This is a genomic window from Sporomusa sp., from assembly GCF_035561155.1.
Classification (GTDB): domain Bacteria; phylum Bacillota; class Negativicutes; order Sporomusales; family Sporomusaceae; genus Sporomusa.
Genome location: NZ_DATMYD010000142.1, coordinates 1 through 25,920 on the forward strand (window position 1 = coordinate 1; position 25,920 = coordinate 25,920).

Below are 25,920 nucleotides of genomic sequence, written 5' to 3' on the forward strand. Positions count from 1 at the left end.
GAGTTATATATATAGTATATATTTGTATTGTATCTATTAACTAAAGATAACAGTCTCATGAACCAAGATATGACCGGTATTGGCTGAAATAATTGCTTCATGAGGGCGTAAAAATGCTGAAATGGCGGTAAGATTTGTTTGAGTACCGCCTGAGAACAAGTGAATATCAACGTCATCACGCTGGATTCTTTGTTTCAACAATTCCACCGCTTCGAGGGTGAAGGAATCTGCTCCATACCCTTCCTCTTGAGCGAGATTTGTTTGTAGCAATGCGTTTAATATTCTTGGGTGTGCGCCTTCGCTGTAGTCATTCTTAAAACTATACATTTTTATAACTCCCCTTTTGTGCGACTCAAGTGGGACTTCTCCCTTGAATCATTTAAAAACTAATGAAATGATCTCAATCTATATTTAAATATAGCTACAATATAAACACTAAAAATCCTGCCAGGTTTATCACGAAATTCTATAACTGCTGTATAACCGGCTCACTGACTAATTCCGGGCTTCAAATCATTACTTAATCAATTAGGACATCGATAATTCTCCCTTATCACTTATAACCCCATCCTACTTCAACTTGGGTAATTAAACAAGCCATAACTCCGCTGCGGCAAGTTATGGCTTGTTTCTATTTACAATGTCAAGCGGAGATAAGGAGTCTGTCCCCATTAACCCAAAGAGGCAGCTACAAGCTTAAACGCTATCTTCGCTTTTATCCACAGTGTCAAGGGGACGGGAATATATCCTGTCTGCGGCAATCACTACAGGATGACTAAAACTGAATACGAAGTTTCAAATGTCACACGCTTTTTTAGCGCCTTCCCTACCTGGTCTGTATATGTTTCCGCATGAAAGTGTTGCTTAGTCAGTATCTAATCGTACAACAAGCAAAAAAACTGATAATCCTATCCCAATTACCAGTTTTTCTGATGGCAGTTCGCTTTTTACTTTTTGTTCTTGATTACGCCAGTAACGCCTGGGAGCACTTACTGTATTACCGCAAGTGCCGCCTCAATCTCTTTTCTCACAGAATCAGTTGTCTCGCGGCTCAGCTTTGCCTCAAGAATTTGTTTGGCTAACCTGCCGCCGATTTTTCCTAAAGCCCAGGCAGCGTAACCACGTACTAAATCCTCCGGATCGTCCATAGCAGCTGCCAGATCGGGTACAAAGGCCGAATCGCCCAGATTGCCAAGAGCAATAGCGGCATTGCGCTGGAAGTATTTCTTCTCCCTTATATAGTTATACAGCAGTGGCCGGACTCTTGTCATATAAAATGCATCTGTCATGTTAAGCATTTGCGCAAGGCTGAAATCCTGAGCAACTTTCACTAGGAACGCATCATCCGGCAGCTTTGCTTTTAGCCTGGCCTGATTGCGGGGACATACCTCCTGGCAAATGTCGCAGCCATGTACCTTTACCCCCATTTTCTCACGCATCTCCGGCTCAATGTGGCTGCCGGCCATACCGTCTTGTGTTAAAAAAGTATTGAATGCTATACAACGGCCCGGGTTCAACTTATTCGGCTCATAAATGGCTTGTGTTGGGCAGGCTTTCATGCAGGCAGAACAGTTCTCAGGGCAGTCAACCTCCACTGTAGGGTTATCATCATACTCAAGTTCTTTATCGACAACAAACGATGTCAGGTAAATAAACGAACCAATATCTTTGGCATAGGCAAAATTATTTCGGCCGTAATTTACTATACCTGCTTTAGCCGCAACCAGTCTTTCCGGCAAACCTATTTTATCGCCCACTACGCAGCCAAGTTTTTGCAGGAACTCCCGCATCAATTGCGGTCTGGCTCCGTTGATTCGTTCAGCCGGAGCATTGTAACACCGTGCTTGATAAATCCGCCCAATTTTATCTGATAGTTCTCCCGGGAAGCTCTTTTGCGAATAGTCATATACTGTTGTAATAATGGATTTTGCCTCAGGCATCAGCGAGCGGGGGTCCGCCGCAGCCAGTGGGCGAGCCGGCCCTTTAATATAAAAAGAATACATCCCATACCGGTTGGTTAAATCTTCAATATACTCAGGAAAACTGTCGGCAGGAATAATACCTACCTTGCTGTACCCAATATCTAAGGCAAACTCTTTAATCTGTGCTGTAAGTGACATCCTTCTTCTCCTCCTCAATTGTTCGTTCCTTGGGCAGTCGTCTGCTTAACACGGTCGTAATATTACAGCTCCGCGTGGTACTTTGCACTTGACCAGGGTAAATCTTTCTCCCGCTTTATATATGTGTATATGCACATATGGCTTTGCTTTAATATACACCTATAGCTCTAACCTGTCAACATTAATGTTTTCTAGTAAAGACGCATCCTTTGCCCAGATGACAAAAAACATTTTCGCCGTTACCAATGATACGGATCCGTATCATTGGTAACGGCGAAAATCAATAACAGGCCCCAATTCTAGATAAATTTTCAAGCCATCCTCCGATCTCCAGCCTGGGGCGAATTATAATAATTCAAATTGCCGCTTCCGAATCTATTCAACGCTGGGTATTTTATTTTAGTTTCTGCAATGCGTGGATACAGCAACAATTTGATCAATATTGATATGAACGATTTCTCCTGCTCTAAAGGGAAAAGATGGGCATGTTAATGACAGAATCAGAAATTCTTCTTCCTTTTTCACATTTTCATGATGTTTCTGTCCGCAATGGTCCTTATCTTCGTCATGTTTATGACATTTATCATGCTCCTTATCTTGGTCATGTTTATGAAATTTATCATGCCCCTTATCTTTGTCATGTTTATGGCACTTGTGATGCTTCTTGCATGGTTTATGACACTCGTCATGCTCCTCATCTTTGTGGGGTTTATCACCCTTGTCATGCTCATGACACTTGCAGTGTTCCTCATCTTTGTGGGGTTTATCGTCCTTGTCATGTTCATGATATTTGTAGTGTTTCTCATCTTTATGGGGTTTATCATCCTTGTCATGTTCATGATACTTGCAGTGTTGCTCATCTTTGTGGGGTTTATCACCCTTGTCATGCTCATGACACTTGCAGTGTTCCTCATCTTTGTGGGGTTTATCATCCTTGTCATGCTCATGACACTTGCAGTGTTTCTCATCTTTGTGGGGTTTATCATCCTTGTCATGTTCATGATAATTGTAGTGTTTCTCATCTTTGTGGGGTTTATCGTCCTTGTCATGTTCATGACACTTGCAGTGCTCCTCATCTTTGTGGGGTTTATCGTCCTTGTCATGTTTATGACACTTGCAGTGTTCCTCGTCTTTGTGGGGTTTATCGTCCTTGTCATGTTCATGATAATTGTAGTGTTTCTCATCTTTGTGGGGTTTATCATCCTTGTCATGTTCATGATAATTGTAGTGTTTCTCATCTTTGTGGGGTTTATCATCCTTGTCATGTTCATGATACTTGCAGTGTTCCTCATCTTTGTGGGGTTTATCGTCCTTGTCATGTTCATGACACTTGCAGTGTTCCTCATCTTTGTGGGGTTTATCGTCCTTGTCATGCTCCTGCTTTTTATCCGAGTTAAAACACTCGTCACCAAAATCTGCGACTGCGTAAACCGAGACATGTTTGTGCCCCCGTTCAAATCTATGCTGAGTTTCGTCAAGAATTACCCCTGTAAATATTCCTTTACGTACTTTTCTTCTATGGCATGTTCCTAAAGCCGCAGTTGTAAGAATGGTCACTGTTGAACCAAACTCAAACTTAAACCCGTCAGAATGATGTCTCATTAACACAACTGTCAACTCCTCATAATAAAACTTATGGTCTACTTTATTCTATTCATAAAAAATACTAACGTGATTATTAAACATCTTTCTTTTAAATAAAATTACAAATCACCGTTTTCCTTTGTTATACTATGCGCTTGGTATAGGTTAGAGATATATACTCTCAACTAATCTGGATAAGAACTCAAAGCAAGAGTTGTAAAAGTTAACTTTTTTTATGTTGCTCTAATCAAATAACTCGTTACTTTTTAAGTAACCATCACGTAACAAGATGCATATTATGCAGTAGGCAGAGTACCAATATGCGAAAGGAGCGATATAGTATGGGAATTCCGGGATGCTTTAACCACCTTGGCTGCTTTGAAGTAACACTAATTCTCCGTGACTTTAAAACAGTGACAGGAAAGATCGTGGGAAACTTCGATGATCGCAAAAAGTTAGACTGGGGTGACAAGGACGACGATCATAATAAACATGACGATTGTGACAAATGCGATGATCATAAAAAGGATCCTAATAAGTGCTGCAAACCCAAAGTGGATGTTCATGTAGATGTAGAAGACAAGTGCGACTTTATTTTACTGGAACTGACAAGAGACGCTGAATCGGTGAGCCTTCTCAAGGTAGAAGTTGAAGAAGAAGGTGAAGAAGAAGAAATTGAGATAAAAGTAGCAAACGTAAAGTTCAAAGAAAAATCATGCATTGTTGTTAATGTATGTGACATTATTTATGCCGGTGTGAACGCTGAGATTGATGAAGAGGAAATTGAAATTGAACTTTGTGAATGTCCAGATTTAGTTACTGTTTCTAGCCAGACTACAACAGTACCGACTGAATAGCTCTCCTTCTACAGGCGCAAAACCCTGGACACAGTTCCAGGGTTTTTTTCCGAGCACATCTCAGCATACACACCACCCCAGCATTATTTTGCATACCATAAAATATCAAGCAAGAACCGTCTCTGTCACTACTATTGCATCTAAACAAAGGAACCAATGGCTTCGCTGGCGCCAAGCTACTGGCGACAGCGAAGCCATTGGTTCCACTTCTGCTTAAGATTTTTTAAGAAAATTCTAGTAGTACCGCATATATAGTCAAGTCGGACCATCCATTTCATTGATCGCATGGAGATAATACAATCTGTATTACATGACAATTATTTTAGACACAGGCATACGTAAACTGACAGGTTGCCGATACTCTTTAATATAGCCTATCCTTAGTATAAACTGTATACTTCCACTATGACCAAGCTCTTTAGCCAGTTCTGTCCGCCAGGGGTCTTCCTCTAATATCTGGGTCATAGGATGGAAAGCAATTAACTTCTCGTGAGCACGCAACCAAGCTGACTGTAGCACTCTCCCTGCATTTATCAAGTCAGCTACAGTAGAGCTATCGCTTTTCACAACCAGCCACCCGGCACAATTTTGCACCTGGTCCTCAATTAACTTTAACGTCTCATTTCTAAATGTCTTACCCAGTACATCTCCTTTACTAAAGAAGTGCTTTGCATACCAACGAACAATACCCTTCATTTCCATGCTTTCGGGGGTAAGACCGTTGCGATATTCTCTTGCTTCCCGATCGGTCCATCTGATCCATTCAGCTAACTCAATCTGAGCATCTTCCCTAAATACCTGAGTTTTATTTGCCTGCAAGTTAGCTTGACTCAAGTATGATCCTTCTTTAGAATTCAGAGGATAATAAAACAGTGCGTTTTTATTGTTTTCCACTAGATGACTTATATCTTCCGTTCTTATCGTATTTTTCAGCAAATGTTTTCTTGCCGTCCTCCGTTCTTTTATCGCTTTGTCAGAGACACTTGTCTCTTTCCCCTTGATTAGCCTTACCTCTGCTATCTCAGAGCTATAGTTATCTTTCCCTATAACGTCAATTTCTGCTTCATATCCGTGTATTCCCGCTGCTATCGACAGATTTTCTATAAAAGCCCCTATTGATAACATCATTTCCCGATTATCAGGATCAACAGCCGGTAGCCATCGCGTTCTATCGGATCCTATAACCCATCGTTTCGAACCTTTAATTGTTATCATCCAGGGCTGCGTATTGTGGCCACTAGGAGCAAGAGATGCTAAATATAATATTTTGATTTCATCCTCGGTTAAACCCTGTACATATTGTAGCGTGTATTCTTTTCTCATTGCAGCTTCATCTTCCATCTGCAGCCAAGAGTATGAAAATGATCCAACTCCAAACCCAATTACCCCGGCACAACTATATTTTATAAAATCCCTCCTGTTCAGAAAGCATTCCCCCTCCCCAAGCAGTTCTTTTTATTAGTTAGGTGTAACTAACTATATTAAACTATACATGTTTTGATTTGTAAATACCTAATATTTTTAGAATCTTCATTTCGTCCTCAGCTTTGTACATAATAGCAAAACTATATTACACATGGCTATACAGTTCGTATGTAGGCAGCTTGCGACAATCATTACCTGGTTCGAATTATGAGGTCAGAGAGCAGTGTCGCCTCTGCTATTGGCCTTTTGTTATAAATTCCAGCATCATCCCAGAAGAAGCAATCGATTTTTTAATTCTACTACTCCACGGTAACCTGCCTACTGGGCTAACTCTTTGATACTTTCCACTAAAGCACCTAGCAGACGGTGAAACCCTTGGGGGTTTTGTGCCGGCACCCTATATTGCTTGTTAATCTCTAGCTGCACAGCTGGAATTCTCAGTTCACGTGCCACATAATTAGCGATAGTATTGGGACCTATTGCGGCAAATTGGCCATGGGAGATTCTGCTTAACCCGAAGTCTTGGAAGTTATGCTCCAGCGTTTCCAACATCCTAGCCTTAACTAAGAGAGTTTTTCCGCTATTTGTGCCAAAGTCCACATCAAATTCCCGCTCACGGGCTGCACCGTGGATGTCTAGTACTAACTTCACCTTTTTCCGGCCACAAATCTCGGCAATTCTTTCCTTGTATATACAAGGGCTGTCGCTGTTAGGATCGCCACCATAAAGCTTAGTTGTTGCGATCGCATGACAGCCTGTCAGTTTGTTTAAGAGGTATACGATAGACCCTGTGAATTGATCTGACATCTTAATCTTTTTTTTACTATAGTACCTAACAGCATGAGGAGCCGACACCAAAACAGGCAGCTCTCCAAGGGAAATCCAGAAAGACTCCTCCTGCTTGGGATTAATACTTTTGTCCGTCTTGTAGAAATGCACTTTTTCCACACTTACTGCTTCTTCATTAATACGCGCACGTTTAAACTCTTCTAGAATATTTTCTTGTTTGCCCAATTAATTAACCCCCGGTTCCTTTTGGGGCTGAAATCTTACATTGCGGCATCAGCCCATGATTAAAGCATATACCATAAATGAAAATAAGAGCGTACGATATGGGAACGTGGCATTTGTACCAGGAAGACTATTTCACCCGCTATCCTATACTCATCGCGGTCGCAATGCCTGAGCCGTAAGGTGCGCTTCATAAGTCAACATCCCGCTCAATAGCATCAGTAAAAGATAGGCAATTCCTATCTTAAAACGAAACCCTGGGTTGGTATTATAATAGTCGTCATTTCGGTGCTTCCAGAACTCCCAGGCACGATGAACTGCTCCGAGCAAAACTAAAAATAAGATCGGGCTAAAACTAAACCAAATGAGGATTCCGATCAACGGAATACCCAAAAACCAAATATAAGGAGATACCGCCCCGGCGATCCGTCCGCCATCAAGCGGCGAGGCCGGGATTAGATTAAATAACGTAAGGAAGTACCCTGTAAAAGCAAGAGAGAAAAGAAGTGGTGACTGAAAAACATAGGCGACCGTATGCACAAAAGCAGTCGCTAAAAAGCCAAATAAAGGACCACCATAAGCAATGATGCTCTCCGTCGCCGCATCCTTGGGCGGTTCCTTGATACCAATCAGCGCTCCTAAGAATGGGATAAATATAGGAGTGGTTACCTGGATATTCTGTTGCCGCGCTGCAAACATGTGCCCATATTCGTGAACCGCAATAAGTAAGACAAAACCTACTGCCCACCAAATACCGTAAAACCAGGCATACACACCAATCGTTGCTAGCATGGATAATGTAGCAACCCCAAACTTACTAAACTTAAGCAAGAAAAAAATTCCCTGAAGAAAACTCAGAATGCTCTTCCACTTCAATATGGCTAACAAGGCAGTAACTGCCCCGCCTAATCCTATTCTCTTGTACCATGGCGGTTTCGGTGGCGGTACAGGGGTGTCCATGCCCTCTATCATTTCATGTTCTCTATTCATTACTATACCTCAATTCATTATCAAAATATCTAGCAGACTGACAGGAACGGTATTGTGACAAAATAACCGCGAGTCTGCTGAATCATGTCCCCTTAACGCCTTCAGAAGTTTTCGCTCGTAAGATAGTGAAAAGCATTAATTATTTCATCCTTGGGGACGTTAACTAGAGGTGGAAACGTGACTATAAATATCGGAAAAAATATAGAAACAGTCATTTCATTGAGTGCTCTTGTTATTAATATGGCGGGTATTTTTTTATAGGTTATTGCCATTTTCTCCACAATACATGAAGAATCCTTCTAATTTGTGGTATTACTCAAGCCGCACCGGAAACGCGCTATAAATACCGCTCCCACGCATAAAGAGTGTAATTTTTACCATCTAACTATCTTTGGGTCAATAACTTGTCCCTTTAACATAAAAGTGGCCTGAACCCTTTTCATAGGGTCCAGACCACTTTGTTTATTTGAATAAACGGTGTGGGATTTTATTATTGGATTGGTTTGCCAAGAGCAATGATTAGCGTGCGAGGTCGCTGACTAATTAAATCAGTCCATAGGCCTTCATTTCAGTACGAAGAAGTTCGAGGTTATTATCACTGAGTTCTGTTAGCGGCATACGGCATTGGCCGGCCTTATAGCCCAGTAGGTTTACAGCAGCTTTAATAGGAATAGGATTTACTTCGCTAAATAATGCTTTTATAAGATTCAGAGTCTGAAGCTGCAGCTTGATGGCACCAGCAATATCACCTTGGACAAAATTCATAACCATATCGTGGGTATCCTGCGGGATGATATTTGCCATTACAGAAATGACACCTTTACCACCTAGTGACAGCACAGGCAAGACCATATTGTCATCACCTGAATACACAACAAAATCTTCACCACATAAATTTACTACATCACCAACCTGCCCGAGGTTGCATTCTTTAACCGCAATAATATTATCTATTTCTGATAATGCTTTTATAGTCTCAGGATTCAGGTTCAAATTGGTTCTACTAGGCACGTTATATAGAATTACTGGTATCTTGACGCTATTGGCAATAAGCTTAAAGTGTCCATATAGACCTTTTTGCGTAGCTTTATTATAGTATGGAGTAACTGATAATAATCCATCAGCACCAACTGCTTCCGCCGCTTGCGATAATTCTATGGCATGACGGGTATCATTACTTCCTGTACCAGCAATAACTGGTACCCGCTTGTTGACTGATTCTACCACGAACTTGATAACGTCAATATGCTCATTATCTGGCATTGTCGAGGCTTCTCCTGTAGTGCCACAGACTACAATAGCATCTGAGCCACCTTTAATTTGAAACTCAATAAGTTCTGCCAGTGTTTGATAATCAACACCATTGTCAGTAAAGGGAGTCACAATAGCTACTGCAGAGCCGATAAATAATGGTTTTTTCATTAGTCTAACCGCCTTTTATTCATATTTGTAAATTAAATCACTACTACTATTCTAAAATCAAGAATTCCATCTTCAATTTCCTCAATTTTAAACCCATCAAGAATTCAAGAGGCAAAAATTCACTTAATATGGAAAAATCTAGATAATTATATTACTCCCTGAACCAGTACTTCATTTTTAGTTAGAACTACTTATTATTTTACCATAAACTACTGCATGAAAAAACCATGCAGCAATACACAATGTCTGAGCAGTAACTCTTCATACTAATCTTTTCTATGGGCTATTCATACAATTTATTCAAGTATTCCAAGGCAAACATAAGAACTCCTGCCAAATCTATCGAATTTGACAGGAGTTCTATCTATTTTTCGCAGTTACCAATGATACGGTTCTCCGTATCATTCCTAACGGCGAAAATCTGTTGCTTCAAAACTGTATTTATATCTTTTTAACAAATTCAGATTTTAATTTCATGGCACCAAAACCATCAATGTGGCAATCAATATCATGGTCCCCATCAACCAACCGTATATTTTTTACTTTTGTACCTATTTTTACGACTGAGGAACTTCCTTTTACTTTAAGGTCTTTGATTACTGTGACAGAATCACCATCGTTTAAAACATTTCCATTTGCATCTTTGATAATCTTTTTATCTTCACTATTTTCGGTTTCTAATTCTAGATTCCACTCATGAGCACATTCTGGGCAAACAAACAGACTTCCATCTTCGTAAGTGTATTTTGAATTACATTTTGGGCAATTGGGCAAATCAGACATAATTCATTTCTCCATTCGTTATGTTAATTTAATAAAACACGGGAATGAAACACAGACCAGCTAATTAAAGTCAAGCCTAACTCTCAATTTTCTGCTCTAACGCCCCCGACACAGTACTCGTAGATAAATACTCATTATAATAATGATTACGGTAACTATTACAGCCATTGATAAAGATTGGAACAAGACATTGCCAAAATAGCTAAACGCGATAGCTCCAGGCACACTGCCTATCACTGTCGCTGAAATATATAGCCAAAATCGCACCTTCGACAATCCAGCAAGAAAACTAACAGCATCCCACGGTAAAACGGGGGCTAGACGCAGAATCAATACTGTTCTGAAACCATGCCTCGCTGCCTGATCATCTATTTCTTCCAGTATTATCCACTTAAACCAAGATCGCTTAAGCCTATCACGTCCCAGCAGACGAGCTACCCCAAAGCACAAAGCGGCCCCGAAGGCTGTACCGATAATTAGGTATATCGCTCCCCACAGTGGCCCGAATGCTAAGCCACCAGCGACAGCCAAAATAATTGCTGGAAAGAAAAAAAATGGGCGAAAAGCGTTACATAAAATATACAGTAGCGGGCCCCAGTATCCTAAGGACAGAATCGTGTCACGAATCGTCTCTGGTTTAAACCGTTCGATGCCGAACTCATGAACATATAAAATGCCGAATACGATAAAGCCTGCAAAATATCCAGCTACTGCCGGCTTAAACGCCGTTTGATTGTAGTATCTCATAAGGGTTAATTATAGTCGCTATATCACTTAAATGTAAAGAAGAATATGGATGCCCACTAAACAATGTATCCACCAGCATTTCTGGGGCCATGCATGACTTATTTAAAAATACGGGAATAAATGGCCTTGTATTGCCTGTGAATTGCCTGGGTATTACCCAGGACAGTTCTTGCTTGCTACTTTTCTACTACCACAAACTAACAAGCAAGACCGTCCCCTAATGGCCACGCGGCAAAAAATCGCCGCCCTGTTTCGACACAAAAAACCAATTTGCTGCAGGATAATTTTAGTTTTAGCAGAAAGTAAGAAATAGAAACAGTTCCCAAGAATCCTAAGAACATTTTATGGCAATAGGGTGATGTTGTTAATCTCCCCTACGATGCGAGTTGCGTCGATAGGGGATTTGTCTTTTTTAACCGGGTTAGTGTTAATGTACTTTCTTTTATTTATTGCAGTGGAGGTTCAAAATGAACAATGTTATGAGGCTCGTTCTGGTTGTAATGCTGTCAGTCATTCTGGGCAGTGTCTCAAATGCCGCAGCTGTAGAGACATCTGGGCTGGATTTAGACCGCCTTCCCGAATGGGAGGTGAATACAAGATCCCTGGGAGGTACGCTATTGCTATCCGATAGTCCGGAAATGGTAGTGAATGACGGTATTCTATACCAGGACAAGGTCGTCGGCACTGTGCGCCTTTTCTTTTACCATGTGAACGCATCAAGGGACGTAAAAAAGATGGCGGTCCTTTTAGAAAACAAAGGAAAACAAACCGCCCATGTCACGGTTAGCAAGGCCACATTGGGCGGTCCGGGAAACTTCTGGATAAAGGTCGGCAAAGAAACTCAGACAGCCTACTTTAGCGGGCAACAGGCCTACCGGCTAAGCATTCCCCCGGGGGGAGTGGTGCCGCTGTCAGCCAGCCTAAGTGAAACAGCGATTGTACCGAATATGCTGATCCATGGTATTTACGACTTTGAGGCTGATCACCCGCTCACTGCTACCGTCATGATGCTGCCTGTAACTGAGGATAGTGTTCAGTTTTCCCGGACAGCAACGGTACTGCCGCCCGATGAGTATCATTTGCGCGGTACATTTGCAGAAGCAAACAGGCAAATTGCCCCTGTCAGGGACTACGATCCGACAGCCGACGGAGCGGCAGGCATTACCTTGGCCGATAACGCAATTGATCCCTACCTGAAGGGAATAGATGCTACCGATGGTTCGGAAGTTCTTAACTATGGCAATTATGGCGTCGTCTACCAAGTGTTGCTGCCGTCGAAAAAAGGCGGTAAAATTGCCTATTACCTTGCGCCAATGGGGGGAAGTTATGCCGGCGCTATCGGAATAAACCATCCAGAAGTAACCTGGAGCCCGGTTAGTACACCTCGTGACCGGCTTTATTTCGGAGATACCAGAAAGAAGGATCTAGCCTTCTTGGGTACCTACGAAAGCGGTGATCCGCTGTCGTTCACATTCAGTCCGCCGGGAGCATCAAACTTACCGATAAAAATCGTTATTCTACCCCAATAATAAGCTCGTAAATTTCTTCATAGCAATATAGACCATATCAGCAGGAATTTACTGGAAAATTCGAGAACTTTTATTAGATAATTATCCAATAAAGGAGTTGCGAAACCATGCGGAAACCATACCTATCCATCCTACTAACCCTTCTTATCACTATATCTCTCATTGCCCCCGTCCTAGCCTCTTCGATAGCGCCTTCTGTCTCAGCTGACGTTGCTCAGCAGATGCTCGTTGATGGTAACAAGCGCTTCACCTCAGAAAAGTATGCTGACTCTCAAATTGGCCAAGCCAGACGGACTGAATTAGTCAAAGGTCAGCATCCCTTTGCCGTGATTGTCAGTTGCTCCGACTCCCGCGTTCCACCAGAGCTCCTCTTTGATCAAGGTTTGGGCGACCTCTTCGTCGTGCGCGTAGCTGGTAATGTCCTTGACTCTATTGAATTGGGAAGTATCGAATATGCGGTGGAACATCTTGGTGCCAAGCTAATTGTTGTACTAGGCCATGAAAAATGCGGCGCTGTAAAGGCGACAGTTGATGGCGGGGAGGTTCCTCCCAACATAAAAGCAATTGCAGCTAAGATTCAACCGGCTGTTACAGCCGCCAAAGCTGCAAATTCAGCAAATGTATATGAAGCCGCTACTGACGCCAATGTACTCAATATGGTAGCCGCTTTACATGCTGATCCGGTAATCACTCATGTTGGCGGCGTGAAAATCTTGGGAGCCAAGTATCATCTTGAATCGGGAGCAGTTGAATTCATAAAGTACAACATACCAAATCCGGTAATAAATCATCATTAGCAACTAGAGCCTCAACCCTGCTTTTGCAAGGTTGAGGCTCTAGTTTTATGACCTGCCTAACGGGCTAACTACCGCCCGGCGGCTACGATCAAAATACCGGCATACCATTCCTAACCGCCAGATAGGCTCCGAAATTCTCACTTTTCATGCAATAAGGACGAATTTCTGGCCTGGTATAGTTTATAAAGATTTTAAGCGCTTTTATAAAATTTTTATAAACGGTTTAAAGCTGGTTTAATTTTATTAGTTAAAATAACCTCAAACACACCAAGGAGGTTATTTTTTATGAACAAACTCAAACTTATGTATGATGTAGTAAAAACACTGAGAAGCAAAGAGGTGATTGCCGGAGTTTTCACGGCCGATGTCCAAAAAGATCAGGCGAAAATATTCTCTCTGCAAAATGAATTCGAGAAAAATCTGATTACCTGCCAGGTTAAAGCAAAGATCAATACTGAATTGGATTATGATGGCAAGCTTCTAAAGCATGAAAGTAACAGCGAATTTACACTGCCCCATTTTTGTGGACACAGTCATCATCAAGGCCGGCCGCTCCATCATCACGGCCATGCCTTTAGGCACGGAGGGATTAAGGGCAAATTAACCAGACTCTCCTTGGCTTTGAGCATCCTTAACGCCGTGCAGGCAGCAGAACAGGAAAATAAAACGATTGTACTCTCTCTGAATGCCAACGATCTGCCTGAAGATATGAAAGTACTACTGCGTGAAAAAATAAGCCATGCGGACGCGCACCATCCTCACCACGGCTTAATGAAAGAGTTCTGCACCGTAGATCAACTCAATTTCGTTGTTAATGTGTTCATCAACAAGAATTACGAAATCGAAAAAGTAGTGGCCACCCTGGGCGGTTCCCGTTCAGACGAACACCATGAGCAGCATGATCTAAACGCGCGGGTTGAGTTATCTTTTACCTGGTAACACTGCTGGAAACAGGCCTGCCACGAATCGAGAATTCTAAATGCAAACGCTGTGGTGCCTGGAAAAAGAGCTGTAGACAGCAGGCAATAAACTCCCGCGTACAGTTGCAGTTTTAAAAACTGCCTGTATAACCGGCTGCAGGGCGCAATAATTTTGCGCCCTGTATTGCTATGGAATATAATGGTGTAGTAAGTAACTTAAAAACTAAAATACGGCAGGTGATCGATATGTTCAGGCATAAAAAGCATCATGAACTTCATGCCCACTTCCGGCGTCTGCATGATGCCCGTGGCCATCATGGGCAGTTTCTGCGACATTATAAATATTTTCGCTATCTGCGTCCTGCATTTTTTTTATTTAACCTGCTGATCCTTTACCTTTTGTTTAGCTGGATAGGCATCAAAGAAGTCGCCATCTTTTTTGCAGTGGTAATCGGTCTTAAGGAGTTGATTCAGCTTCTGTTTCTATTGCGGTTGGAAAAACGAATATTTAAGCCCATGGAACAACTCAGGCAGGGCCTGGATGAGGTCGCCAAGGGCAACTATAGCATTAAGCTAGAATACGATAAGCCAAACGATCTTGAGCTATTGATGGCTGCTTTTAATACAATGACCGAAAAGTTGTATGAAAGCGAAAAGCTGCAGGCCGAATATGAAGCCAATCGCAAGGCACTTGTCGCCAATATATCCCACGACCTCAAAACACCGATAACCGCTATTCAAGGATATATTGAGGCGCTGATTGAAGGAACGGTTACTTCCGTGGAAAGTCAAAACAAATATTTGAAAACCATCCATCATAATACGGCTTACGTGAATAAACTCATTGATGATCTTTTCCTGTTTTCCAAGTTGGATATGCAAAAGTTGGACTTGCATTTTGAGCGCGTGCAAATCCGGCAATTTATGCAGGACTTGATGGAAGAATACGAATTAGACCTGGCTGAACAAAAAATCGGTTTTCAGTACAGCGAACACCTGGAAACAGATTACTGGCTGGATTTGGATGCAAAAAGATTCCGCCAGGCTTTGAATAATCTTATAAACAATGCGGTCAAACACGGACCTGACACGGATTTAGCCATAGAAGTCAGGCTCTATCATCAGGATGATTCTATCTGTGTGGACATCAGGGACAATGGCCCTGGGATTCCTGAAGACAAACTACCGTTTATCTTTGACCGTTTTTACCGGATTAATGCCGAGCGCACGAAAGACTATTCCAGTACAGGTCTGGGGCTTGCTATTGCCAAGGAACTGATCGAAGCCCATCAGGGAAAAATTACCGTATCCAGCCTCAGACAGGAGGGTACCTGTTTTACCATCAGGCTCTCGGTTCTTCAAGATAATGAGGGGGAAACCTATCCATGAAACGTATTTTGATTATTGAAGACGATCTGGATATCGCCGAATTAGAGCGTGATTATCTGCAATTAAACGGTTTTAAAGCAGAAATCGTTCAGGATGGACTTCAAGGCCTGAAAAAAGCAGTTACAGGCTCCTATGATGTTGTCGTGGTCGATCTGATGCTGCCTGGTAAAGACGGCTACGAAATCATCAAAGAGATTCGGAAAACCCTGGAGATACCCGTAATTGTTGTCTCGGCAAAAAATGAAGACATTGATAAAATCAGAGGTCTCAATTTCGGTGCCGACGATTATCTCACCAAACCCTTCAGCCCCGCCGAATTGGCGGCAAGAATAAAAGCCCATATCAAAAGATATGAGCGGCTCAGAGGACACATGGCAGCTTACGAAGTTATACAGTATAAAGGTTTGGAAATCAATACTGCCTCCCATAAAATTCTTGTCAATGAAAAAGAAGTCCAGCTAACAGCCAAGGAATACGATCTCTTAGTATTTCTAGCTTCTAATCCTAACATTGTATTTAGCAAAGATCATATTTTTGATACCATCTGGGGGGATGAGTACTGTGGTGACACAGCAACGGTCGCGGTACATATCCAAAAGATACGTAAAAAAATTGAAAAAGATCCTTCAAACCCTGAATATATCGAAACACTCTGGGGGACAGGCTACCGATTCAATCCGGCATAAAACTATATCCCCCCCGAACCTAAATATACCTCATTTATTTTATTATACTTCTAGCTCTATAGCATTCGAAACTATCAATAAATCACAGATCTCAGGTTCCACCTTCGCACCGTTTTCAACGCTATTTCTTCAGTCCTGACCCGGATAAAGGAACAACAATTTTCAAATTAGGGTCGTAACCTTGGGTAAAGTACTGCAACATTCCCGCTACCGCAGCGCCAGCGGTCACCTCGACGTATATCCCCATTTCTCCAAGCAATTCCTGAGCCTGGATAACCTTCTCGTCATCTACAGCGATGATATCGCCCTTGCTATCGCGAACAGCCTCAATCATCTCATCGATTCGTTTTGGTGTTCCAATTGCAATACCTTCGGCTGCAGTCGGTTTCATTTCGCCAACCGGCTGATTGTTGAATTTACTGAATATCGGCGCACAATTTTTACTTTGAGTAACAATAATTCGAGGAAGCTGTCCGATTTCTTTAAAACCTTTATAAACGCCGAGAAGCATAGTTCCATTGCCAGCAGGCACTACGATATAGTCAGGGATGCCGATTTGCTCATAGATCTCATAAGCAAGGGATTTAGTCCCCTCAAAGAACAAAGGGTTATATACATGTGAAGCATAATAGGTGGTTTCAGCCGCCTTCAAGATTGCTTTCGCAGTGTCATCGCGAGATCCCGGAACCTTGACTAGGTTTGCTTTATACGCACTAATTTGTTTAATCTTTCCTGGCGATGTACTTTCCGGCAAGTAAATATTGCACTTTATGCCTGCGGCGGCACAATACCCGGCAAACGCCGCTGCCGCATTCCCGGAAGAATCCTCAACAACCTCTTTAATACCCAATTCCTTCAACTTATTCACCATGACAAACGCACCGCGATCTTTGAAGGAACCTGTCGGCTGCATATAATCCAGTTTTAAATAGACTTCTCTTTCCTGCAATTTTCTCTTCAAGATGGGAGTTTTAACTTCTCCCAAGGACACCGTTATCTCAATTTCTTCCCCTTGTGCTTTATTCAATTTAAAAAGCCCGCCGCATTCACACTGATAATCAAGCCCCTCAATCGGATATTGCTTGTCACACTTAGTGCAGTAAAAATGCATAATAAAACCCTCCTATCTGACCTATTTGTTTCTATTGAGATTTTCCTCTGCATAGAGTGAGGATGATTAGACCATGTTCGTCAAATACTCCACTTAAAAATGACCCGAAGTTCAATAAACAAACTTCGGGTCATTTTTTACTTATTCTGCATTCTGATGAACTGCACCATTACGGTTGATATTTTACTTCACACCTATATTTTATCATATTTGGATATTTTCGTATCTAAATATAGCTGCTTTTCACACAGTCTGATGGTGGCTGTGTCTGCATAGAGAACACCCTCATTGCAGCATCATTCTTTTCGGAAAACCATACTTAAATAAGTCATTATTATTCATTGTTATCATGGTCATGGGATAAAAATCCATGTAATGTACTATCTTCAAGCACCCCAAATCTTCAAGACATCTTCTGGCGTAGCCAACTCCCGTCCAACACTTTGGGCTATGTTAACAATTCTTTCTACCATAGAAACATTAGTTGCTAAAACGCCTTTAGTATAATAAATATTATCCTCAATACCAACACGAACATGCCCGCCCAAAGCAATAGCAACAGTAGACAAATTTACGTGCTGTGGTCCAATGATTGAAACGCTCCATACTGCATCTGCCGGTAGACTTTCCACAAGGAAGAATAAGTTTTTGGCTGTGGCCGGCAAAGAGCCTTTGACTCCCAACACTAAATTAAATAGCAGCGGTCCTTTTAATAATCCTGCCTTTTGTAAATTTACAGCATTATGAATCATTGCTGTATCAAAAACTTCAATCTCCGGTTTAATACTTTTATCCAGCATGATTTTAGCCATATATTCCACAAGCCCTGGGTCATTTGCATTAACACTGGCGGGGAAATTCGAAGAACCTGTCGCTAGGCTTGCAGATTGAGGCTGCAAGACCAATGATTCGGCCCGGGCTTCACCTGATTTGCCACCCCGTGCCCCTGTGGAAATCTGTTTAATAATGGAACAGCCCGCGGCATCCAACAGGCGAACTATTTCTGCAAAGTATTTAATATCTGTGGTAGGAACTTGCCGTTCATCTCTGGCGTGAATATGGGCAACAGCTGCTCCGGCCTTCTGGCAAGAAATTATGTCATTGGCTATTTCAGACGGTGTCACCGGAACATGAGGCGTCATAAATTTAGTTGGAACATTCCCGGTAGGCGCAATGGTTATAATTAACTTTTCCACAATATCAACTCTTCTCCTACTTAATCGATCCGATATTTTTATCAAACTCTTTAAATCCGGCTACCATTTTTTCAACAAGTTCATCTGCCTGATCTTTCGTAATCATCAGTGGCGGAGCTAATAGGAACTGATCACCGTTAACACCGTCAGCATTACCATTGCCCGGATAAACGATAACTCCATGTTTTACTAAAGTAACTGTTAGTTTTTCAGCCATGCCCATAGCTACCGGATAAGGTTCCTTAGTAGCTTTATCTTTAACAATTTCTACGCCGAGCATAAGTCCTTTACCACGTACATCTCCCACAAAAGAGAAGGGAAGCAGTTTTTCTTTAAGCTCTTTTAGCAGATATTCTCCAACAGTGCGGGAATTAGCAGCTATGTTATCTTTTATTAAAGTTTTAACTACTGCTAAGGCTACGGCAGCTGATAAAGGATTGCCACCATAAGTATGTCCATGGACAAAAATTCCTGAACCATTTTTGTAAGTATTATAAATTTCGTCTTTAGCAATAACAGCTCCTAGCGGTGAATATCCAGCACTCATACCTTTAGCGACACAAATCATATCAGGAACTACGCCAAAGTCTTCGATGCTGAACATGGTTCCTGTCCGGCCAAAACCGGCCATAACTTCGTCGTCTATGAGTAAAATATCATAATGGTCACATATCTGACGAATGATTTTAAAGTAGTCTTTATGTGGGACAATGGCACCACAAGCTGCCCCGCCCACTGGCTCAGCAATAAAGGCTGCTACGTACTCTGCTCCTTCCATTTTTATTGCCTGCTCCAAATCGTGGGCACAATCCACCTGACAAGTTTCTTGGCACTTACCAAAGGGACAACGATAACAGTAAGCCGGTGCAATATGCGGGAAGTTTAGCAGTAGCGGTGTATATTTTTTACGGCGTTTATCGCCAGTCATAGATAGCGAGCCTATGGTATTACCATGAAAACTCTTCCAACGGGAGATAATGCGGTATTTTGAGCTTTGCCCGTCGCGTTCGACAAAGTAACCTCTAGCCATTTTTAAAGCTGATTCAGTTGCCTCAGAGCCACCTGATACTAAATATAGCTTATTTAAAGAGCCGGGCGCTAGTTCGGCTACTAAATCGGCAACTTCCTGGATAGGCTTAGAAGTCCAACGGGACAAATGGCTAAACGCAACTTTTTTAGCCTGCTCCATCATAGCTTCGAGAATAACAGGGTGAGCGTGACCTAAATTGGAAACAGCAGCACCTGCACAAGCGTCGATATATTTGTTACCATCAGTGTCATATAAATAAATTCCCTCTCCGCGATCTACCTCTAGTAGTTTTTTATTAACAGCACGATAGAAAACATTGCTCATTTTTCCTTCACCCTTCATTAAAATATTCGGTTTGCGGCAAATTTAGAGAATCAACTTGCCTGTTCGACTATTGTGGCAACCCCTTGCCCTCCGCCAATACATAAGATGGCTAATCCACGCTTTACCCTCTGTTTTCCATAGCATGTAAAAGCGACCAGAATACATGCCCCGCTGGCACCAATAGGATGGCCTAAGGCAATTGCCCCACCGTCGAATTTACTTTCTGCGGTGACAACTTTAGCACTCCTATACTATAAGCACCTCCTAGTAATATAGACCATCGCTAGCGACAATGAATGTTTAGGGACCAAATGTCGGGATCTCACCTTCCGGTAAAATCAGTTTTGCGTCTGTGGCCGCAATAACCTTTTCCACAGTTGTGTCTTGGGCTATTTCCAGAAGATGAAGACCGTCAGGCTGAACCGCGATTACGGCCATATCGGTTACAATCAAGTCTACTTCACCTTTAGCTGTTAGAGGCATAGTACATTCCTTCACAATTTTAGGCGAACCATCTTTATTCACGTGCTCCATGGCAATGATAACCTTTTTTGCACCTACTACTAAATCCATTGCGCCGCCCATACCCGTAACCTTTTTTCCCGGTACCATCCAATTAGCTAAGTTGCCTTGCTCATCTACCTCTAAGGCCCCCAGTACCGTGGTATCCACATGTCCCCCGCGAATAATGCCGAATGAGGTTGCGCTATCAAAGCAACTACCACCCGGTAAGATGCTTACATATTTACCGCCGGCATTGACCAAGTCTTTATCTTCCATACCTGGATCAGGTTCTGTCCCTAACCCTAAAAAACCATTTTCCGATTGCAGAACAATTGAAACGCCAGGTGGCAAAAAGTTTGCTACCAAAGTTGGCAGCCCAATGCCTAAATTAACTACATCATCATTACCGAACTCCCTGGCTACACGCTTAGCTATTGCAGCGCGTCCATCTCTACCCGCCATGCTATTTTCCTCCTTTGACCAGGTAATCTACAAAAATTCCCGATGTCATTACCTGATCAGGATCTATACTGCCCACAGGAACGATTTCTTCCACTTCCGCAATAACAACCTTTGCTGCTGTAGCCATCAAAGGATTAAAATTTTTAGCGCTACGACGGTATATTAAATTGCCGCTTTCATCAGCCTTATATGCTTTTATCAACGCTACATCAGCCGCTAACGGCAATTCGAGAAGGTAGGTTTTACCCGCTATACTGATTTCCTGCTTGCCCTGAGCAGCCACTGTTCCTACTCCGGTCGGCGTCAAAAAACCGCCTAACCCTGCCCCTGCTGTGCGAACTTGTTCTGCTAGTGTTCCTTGTGGAGTTAATACCACCTCTACCTCACCGTTTGCCATACAGCGGCTGAAATCTGGATGTGCTCCCACATAGGATGTGTACACTTTTGACAACCGGCGATGATCCTGGAGTTTACCAACGCCTTTGCCGGGAAATGCAGTATCATTAGCAATTAGAGTTAAATTGGTTGCTCCATGATCTACCAAAGCATCTAACAGGTTCTCCGGTGTTCCTACAGCCAAAAAGCCACCTACCATAACTGACATTCCATCACAGACACATTTTACCGCTTCACTTGCTGTGCAAAACTTTGCCATAGATCTTCCTCCAAACGTACTGGTGTTTTTGGGCAAAGAAAATAGTTTATTATCCTATGCAAAAAATGTAGACATATTTTTTTCTGTAGTATATCATGTAGCTAATCATATAAAAAATGATTATTTTGTATCGATATGATCACTCTGACCGATTGTTTCAAGCGGAGGTTTGTATGGAATTACGCCAACTGCAAATATTCAGTACGGCTGCCAAAACACTTAATTTCACAAAAACAGGCACAAAACTCGGCTATGCACAGTCAAATATCACCGGTCAAATTCGCCAGCTTGAAGAGACATTGCAAGTGAAGCTTTTTGAGCGTCTTGGGCGAGGAATTCAATTGACGAATGAAGGTAAAAAATTCTTAGAAAATGTCAATCAGATTCTCCTTTTATGCGAAAAGGCCAAAGGAGAGTTTGCACCTGACGTGTTTCGCGGCATTCTAAGTATTGGCGCTGCCGAAACCCTTTGTGTCTACCGGCTTCCCCAAATACTGACCCAGTACCATAAACTCTACCCGCTCGTAGAATTGAGGGTCCAAACAGACAGTTGCGATAACTTTGTTGAATCAATCAAAGCTAACAATATTGATATCGCCATGGTACTTACCAACAAAATTAAAACACCTGAGCTCACCGTGCAGACGCTGCACAATGAAACTTTAACAATGGTAGCTAGTCCGCTTCATCCTCTGGCCCAAAAGCAAAAAATAAAGCCGTATGATCTTATTGAGGAATGCCTGATTCTTACCTTGCCTGGTTGCGGCTATCGGCCTCTTATATTAGCGATGTTAAATAAACAAAACGTAAAGCCCAAATCCATCATGGAACTGTCCAGTGTCGGCGCAATTAAGCAATGCACCAGCTGTGGCTTAGGTGTTACAATCCTGCCTAAGATCTCCGTCAGTGACGATTTGGCAAGTGGAAAACTGGTCGAGCTTAATTGGACCGGCCCGAAATTCGAAGTAAAAACGCAATTGATTTACCACCAGGAAAAATGGATTACACCGCCCATGAAAGCATTTTTGAACCTCTGCTGCTCGATGAATATACCAGATCATTTCCATCAATCGATATAAACCTGGGTTAGTTAGGCTCAAACGTGTCTATCGGGCTGGTAGGAACCGATATTATTTAAAGCACTCGCAATAACCAAGAAATCGGGACCGTTGAAACTATAGAGTTTCAATACGGTCCCCTTTACGTTTTTCACCGTTTTATACTATTAAGACCCTGGTCGCATTCGCAGGTTTGGCGGCTAACTCTTCCTGCATATCCATCAGGACTCCTCGGATGATGAAATAGCCAATGTTTGATTCCACCCTCATGCACCCCCAAAAAAGAAAATAACCTCAACCCTGTATTATGTGGTTGAGGCCACCATCTTCATTTTCGTAACTTAATCCCTTCAAACGCATAATTTATCAAAGTTTCAATAAAAGCTTCATCTAAAGTTTCCCCGGTAACTAATAAACGATAGAAAAGCGGACCATAAATTAAGTCAATACATAATTCAAGATCTACATCCTTCTTTAACTCTCCTCTTTGCACTCCCCGTTCTAAAATGCGCCGTGAATCAAGTCGGCGAGGATTAAAATATCTCAATCGATATTCCGCTGCCAGCTTTAAATCAAATTGTCCTTCTGCAATTAATTCATTGATTACTTTTCCTTCCCGGCTGGTTAAAAACCTAGCTAAATTGGTAACCTGAATAACTATATCATTTATTACGGCGCCTGTATCTGGTACGGGAAGCCTTGACATAGCAGCAGATAGAAAGCTATCCATAACAACGGCAGCTTTATTGGGCCACCATTTATAAATAGTGGCTTTACTAACCTTGGCCCGTTCAGCAATCTTTTCAACAGTTACAGTTCCAAAGCCATTTTCCAGCAGCAAATCATATGCGGCAGCAAGAATAGCTTTTTCCGTTGCGGCGTTACGCGGACGCCCTTTTTTCTTTTCCAATAAAATACACCCCACTTTATATTTTTTCAACTAAAACTATACGTACATTATACTAAATATTTTTTCACAAGAAAATAAAATATATCTTTACAATACTAAACGTTCAGTTTATAATTAAAACATAACGAAACTATACGTTCAGTATTTTATGTTGTAACTTAAGTAAAAATACTGAACGTAAAAACATCTAAGGCGGGGGATTGTCATATGAATAACGTACAGTCAAAAACTACTCAAATTCCAAACTGGATTACGGCTCTGTTAGCCATTGCATGCGGGGTAATTGTTGCTAATCTTTACTATGCACAACCTTTAGTTGGTCCTATCAGTACCGATACCCACCTTCCTTTAGCATCAGCAGGATTAATCGTAACACTAACTCAAATTGGCTATGTAGTCGGCCTATTATTTATTGTTCCCCTTAGTGATCTCATCGAAAATCGTCGATTAGTTGTATCTACATTAGTAGTCGTGATTTGCGCATTAGTCGCAGCAGCCTTTACCCACAACGCGTTATTTTTCCTTATCGCGGCAATGTTTATCGGGCTAGGTTCAGTGGCAGCACAAATCCTGGTGCCCTATGCAGCCCACTTGGCAACCGAAGAGCGGCGCGGCCAGGTGGTAGGCAATGTAATGAGCGGGCTACTGCTCGGAATCATGCTTGCCCGTCCAATAGCTAGCTTTGTGACTGACCTTTGGGGCTGGCAGGCAGTCTTTATTCTCTCTGCCGCCATTACGGCCATATTGGCTGTTCTGTTGGCTTTCGCTCTTCCTGAACGCAAGCCCTTACCTACTATGAATTATGGTAATTTAATTAGCTCCTTATGGTCACTTTTTAAAACGAAAGCTGTTTTACGCCGCCGTGCGTTCTATCAGGCTTGCTTGTTTGGTGCTTTCAGTCTGTTTTGGACGGTAATCCCTTTATGGCTAGCCAGTCATTTTCTATTGTCACAGCAGGGCATTGCCTTATTCGCCCTTGCCGGTGTGGCCGGTGCCATAGCTGCTCCTATCGCAGGACGATTGGCCGATAAGGGCTGGACAAAACAATTGACAGGTTTGGCTATTGTCATTGCGATTCTATCCTTTTTTCTTACACATATATTTGAAGATTCTTCAGCGATCGCTTTAGCGATGCTGGTCATTGCAGCCATTACCTTAGATATGGCAGTATCCGGCAATCTCGTTCTCAGCCAGCGTGCGATTTATTCTCTCGGCAGCGAAATACGTGGGCGCGTAAACGGAGTATTTATGGCTGTTTTCTTTATTGGCGGAGCGATCGGATCAGCGCTAGGCGGCTGGGCATATGCTTATGGCGGCTGGATGTTGGCATCAATTCTTGGACTAAGTATGCCAGCTGGAGCATTATTATATTATTTCACCGAGAAAAATAATTGAACGTATAAAAATAAGAAAACATCTGATCATTTATTTTTGCAGAGTGGAAAACGGCCTCAACCCTTGATTCTACAAGGGTTGAGGCCATCTTTCGCTATTACCAATGATACGGTTCTCCGTATCGGGTATAACAGTGAAATTATTTTGGTCATCAGCGAGTGCTGGATGGCCTGTGTAACGAACTTTTTAGCCTGGGCGACTGCGTCCGGCACCGGTAAACCCTGGGCCAGTCGGCCGTAATAGCTGAGGCATAGGTGCAGCCGGCGCCATGCGTGTAATCTGTATTAAGATACAGTAACTTTTTTATCTGTGGCTTCCTGCCCAGGAAAAAACGGCTGCGTGCTTTCTCAACTTGGCCACTACAGGTAGCACAATTGCTGACGCCACGCTGATCTGAACGAGGTTACCAGGTATCGATGTCATCGGTGCGAGCCAATTGCCATAAATAATCCCTTCGGCACCATAATAACCAACTACCTTAATGATACAAGCCGCCGCCAAAGCCAGGACATAAGCCTTGAGAGTCTGGTTCTTTTCGCAAATAGCGCCGACCGTATACCCCATGAGCCCGACAATGATCAGGGTAAAGGGCGCCCATAAAAACCAGCCGCCCACCACATCAAAAAGAGCCATGCCGATTCCTCCCGCCAAAGCTCCTAACCAGCGCCCGTAAAGAATGGCGATAATAAATAGAGGCACATTCCCCAAGTGAATTAAACCACCATTAGCGGCAATGGGAAGACGAACATTTACAAATACCGTACAAATAAAAACGAGAGCAATGCTGAGTGCTGCATAGACTAGTAGTTTTGTTTGACTTAAGGACCGTTGTTCCATACCTTTTTTCCACCTTTCCTATCTTCTTAAATCTTAACTTTACTATCGCCGCTGAAATCAGATGCTCAGCACATCAATTGTTTATGTTCCTGAATTCGCGCCTTTTAGTATACTTCTGATTCTTCGGCAGTACATCATATTGTTATAAAAAAGGGACGTTCCCCAGAAGAGCGTCCCT

Annotated in this window: 24 protein-coding genes and 2 pseudogenes; 8 read left to right on the top strand and 18 right to left on the bottom strand. The window is 42.4% G+C overall.

Features of this window, described 5'->3' with window-relative positions; translation table 11 throughout:
* Nucleotides 1-36: 36 nt before the first annotated feature.
* The 3 genes from VN447_RS18765 to VN447_RS18775 all read right to left on the bottom strand — a co-directional run bounded on the left by VN447_RS18765 (nt 37) and on the right by VN447_RS18775 (nt 3,728).
* On the bottom strand, nt 37-327 hold the full coding sequence (locus VN447_RS18765; RefSeq protein ID WP_325527147.1) for a hypothetical protein: 291 nt from the start codon (nt 325-327) through the stop codon (nt 37-39).
* A 662-nt stretch (nt 328-989) separates the two neighbouring features.
* Entirely contained in the window at nt 990-2,120 is a 1,131-nt protein-coding gene (locus VN447_RS18770) for an epoxyqueuosine reductase (RefSeq protein ID WP_325527149.1), read from the bottom strand.
* A gap of 399 nt (nt 2,121-2,519) precedes the next feature.
* Nucleotides 2,520-3,728: a hypothetical protein gene (locus tag VN447_RS18775; RefSeq protein ID WP_325527151.1), complete on the bottom strand. Its 1,209-nt coding sequence runs from the start codon at nt 3,726-3,728 to the stop codon at nt 2,520-2,522.
* Between the two features lie 296 nt (nt 3,729-4,024).
* On the opposite strand from VN447_RS18775, the gene VN447_RS18780 reads away from it, so the two are divergent.
* On the top strand, nt 4,025-4,561 hold the full coding sequence (locus VN447_RS18780) for a hypothetical protein (RefSeq protein WP_325527153.1): 537 nt from the start codon (nt 4,025-4,027) through the stop codon (nt 4,559-4,561).
* Between the two features lie 306 nt (nt 4,562-4,867).
* Here VN447_RS18780 and VN447_RS18785 read toward each other — a convergent pair whose 3' ends face one another.
* The 7 genes and pseudogenes from VN447_RS18785 to VN447_RS18810 form a co-directional block, all read right to left on the bottom strand.
* Nucleotides 4,868-5,902, bottom strand: a complete 1,035-nt coding sequence (locus VN447_RS18785; protein WP_325527155.1) for an Acg family FMN-binding oxidoreductase — start codon at nt 5,900-5,902, stop codon at nt 4,868-4,870.
* A gap of 24 nt (nt 5,903-5,926) precedes the next feature.
* Nucleotides 5,927-6,010 (bottom strand): annotated as a pseudogene (locus VN447_RS23330) (twin-arginine translocation signal domain-containing protein); the annotation flags it as partial.
* Nucleotides 6,011-6,304: 294 nt separating this feature from the next.
* Nucleotides 6,305-7,000 (bottom strand): hypothetical protein, encoded by a 696-nt coding sequence (locus VN447_RS18790; RefSeq protein ID WP_325527157.1) that lies wholly within the window; start codon nt 6,998-7,000, stop codon nt 6,305-6,307.
* 150 nt (nt 7,001-7,150) lie between these two features.
* Entirely contained in the window at nt 7,151-7,987 is an 837-nt protein-coding gene (locus tag VN447_RS18795; protein WP_325527159.1) for a site-2 protease family protein, read from the bottom strand.
* Between the two features lie 543 nt (nt 7,988-8,530).
* Nucleotides 8,531-9,409 (bottom strand): 4-hydroxy-tetrahydrodipicolinate synthase, encoded by an 879-nt coding sequence (dapA, locus tag VN447_RS18800; RefSeq protein ID WP_325527161.1) that lies wholly within the window; start codon nt 9,407-9,409, stop codon nt 8,531-8,533.
* Nucleotides 9,410-9,850: 441 nt separating this feature from the next.
* Nucleotides 9,851-10,192, bottom strand: a complete 342-nt coding sequence (locus VN447_RS18805) for a zinc ribbon domain-containing protein YjdM (protein ID WP_325527163.1) — start codon at nt 10,190-10,192, stop codon at nt 9,851-9,853.
* A gap of 96 nt (nt 10,193-10,288) precedes the next feature.
* Nucleotides 10,289-10,939, bottom strand: a complete 651-nt coding sequence (locus tag VN447_RS18810; protein WP_325527165.1) for a TVP38/TMEM64 family protein — start codon at nt 10,937-10,939, stop codon at nt 10,289-10,291.
* 467 nt (nt 10,940-11,406) lie between these two features.
* On the opposite strand from VN447_RS18810, the gene VN447_RS18815 reads away from it, so the two are divergent.
* The 5 genes from VN447_RS18815 (at nt 11,407) to VN447_RS18835 (ending at nt 16,260) form a co-directional block, all read left to right on the top strand.
* Nucleotides 11,407-12,468, top strand: coding sequence for a hypothetical protein (locus VN447_RS18815; RefSeq protein ID WP_325527167.1), 1,062 nt, complete (start codon nt 11,407-11,409; stop codon nt 12,466-12,468).
* 107 nt (nt 12,469-12,575) lie between these two features.
* A complete protein-coding gene (locus tag VN447_RS18820; RefSeq protein WP_325527169.1) occupies nt 12,576-13,265 on the top strand; it encodes a carbonic anhydrase in 690 nt (229 codons plus the stop codon).
* A 285-nt stretch (nt 13,266-13,550) separates the two neighbouring features.
* Nucleotides 13,551-14,204, top strand: coding sequence for a hypothetical protein (locus tag VN447_RS18825; protein WP_325527171.1), 654 nt, complete (start codon nt 13,551-13,553; stop codon nt 14,202-14,204).
* Between the two features lie 227 nt (nt 14,205-14,431).
* Entirely contained in the window at nt 14,432-15,574 is a 1,143-nt protein-coding gene (locus VN447_RS18830) for a HAMP domain-containing sensor histidine kinase (RefSeq protein ID WP_325527173.1), read from the top strand.
* The gene (locus tag VN447_RS18835) at nt 15,571-16,260 is read left to right on the top strand and encodes a response regulator transcription factor (RefSeq protein WP_325527175.1); all 690 of its coding nucleotides are present in this window, start codon (nt 15,571-15,573) and stop codon (nt 16,258-16,260) included. The genes VN447_RS18830 and VN447_RS18835 overlap by 4 nt, the downstream gene beginning before the upstream one ends.
* A gap of 121 nt (nt 16,261-16,381) precedes the next feature.
* Here the strand turns inward: VN447_RS18835 and VN447_RS18840 are convergent, their stop codons facing one another.
* The 6 genes and pseudogenes from VN447_RS18840 to VN447_RS18865 all read right to left on the bottom strand — a co-directional run bounded on the left by VN447_RS18840 (nt 16,382) and on the right by VN447_RS18865 (nt 21,542).
* On the bottom strand, nt 16,382-17,371 hold the full coding sequence (locus VN447_RS18840; protein WP_325527177.1) for a pyridoxal-phosphate dependent enzyme: 990 nt from the start codon (nt 17,369-17,371) through the stop codon (nt 16,382-16,384).
* Between the two features lie 386 nt (nt 17,372-17,757).
* Nucleotides 17,758-18,567: a 3-keto-5-aminohexanoate cleavage protein gene (locus VN447_RS18845; RefSeq protein ID WP_325527179.1), complete on the bottom strand. Its 810-nt coding sequence runs from the start codon at nt 18,565-18,567 to the stop codon at nt 17,758-17,760.
* A gap of 16 nt (nt 18,568-18,583) precedes the next feature.
* Complete coding sequence (locus VN447_RS18850) at nt 18,584-19,921, bottom strand: aspartate aminotransferase family protein (protein ID WP_325527181.1); 1,338 nt, start codon at nt 19,919-19,921, stop codon at nt 18,584-18,586.
* A gap of 50 nt (nt 19,922-19,971) precedes the next feature.
* A pseudogene (locus VN447_RS18855) lies at nt 19,972-20,130 on the bottom strand (acetyl-CoA C-acyltransferase); the annotation flags it as partial.
* A 91-nt stretch (nt 20,131-20,221) separates the two neighbouring features.
* Nucleotides 20,222-20,887, bottom strand: a complete 666-nt coding sequence (locus VN447_RS18860) for a 3-oxoacid CoA-transferase subunit B (RefSeq protein ID WP_325527183.1) — start codon at nt 20,885-20,887, stop codon at nt 20,222-20,224.
* Nucleotide 20,888: 1 nt separating this feature from the next.
* On the bottom strand, nt 20,889-21,542 hold the full coding sequence (locus VN447_RS18865) for a CoA transferase subunit A (RefSeq protein ID WP_325527185.1): 654 nt from the start codon (nt 21,540-21,542) through the stop codon (nt 20,889-20,891).
* 173 nt (nt 21,543-21,715) lie between these two features.
* On the opposite strand from VN447_RS18865, the gene VN447_RS18870 reads away from it, so the two are divergent.
* Nucleotides 21,716-22,621, top strand: a complete 906-nt coding sequence (locus VN447_RS18870; protein ID WP_325527187.1) for a LysR family transcriptional regulator — start codon at nt 21,716-21,718, stop codon at nt 22,619-22,621.
* A 307-nt stretch (nt 22,622-22,928) separates the two neighbouring features.
* Here VN447_RS18870 and VN447_RS18875 read toward each other — a convergent pair whose 3' ends face one another.
* On the bottom strand, nt 22,929-23,510 hold the full coding sequence (locus tag VN447_RS18875) for a TetR/AcrR family transcriptional regulator (protein ID WP_325527189.1): 582 nt from the start codon (nt 23,508-23,510) through the stop codon (nt 22,929-22,931).
* Between the two features lie 207 nt (nt 23,511-23,717).
* Here VN447_RS18875 and VN447_RS18880 point away from each other — a divergent pair, with 207 nt between their 5' ends.
* Complete coding sequence (locus tag VN447_RS18880; RefSeq protein WP_325527191.1) at nt 23,718-24,905, top strand: MFS transporter; 1,188 nt, start codon at nt 23,718-23,720, stop codon at nt 24,903-24,905.
* Between the two features lie 303 nt (nt 24,906-25,208).
* Here VN447_RS18880 and VN447_RS18885 read toward each other — a convergent pair whose 3' ends face one another.
* Nucleotides 25,209-25,742: an ECF transporter S component gene (locus VN447_RS18885; RefSeq protein ID WP_325527193.1), complete on the bottom strand. Its 534-nt coding sequence runs from the start codon at nt 25,740-25,742 to the stop codon at nt 25,209-25,211.
* Nucleotides 25,743-25,920: the final 178 nt, after the last annotated feature.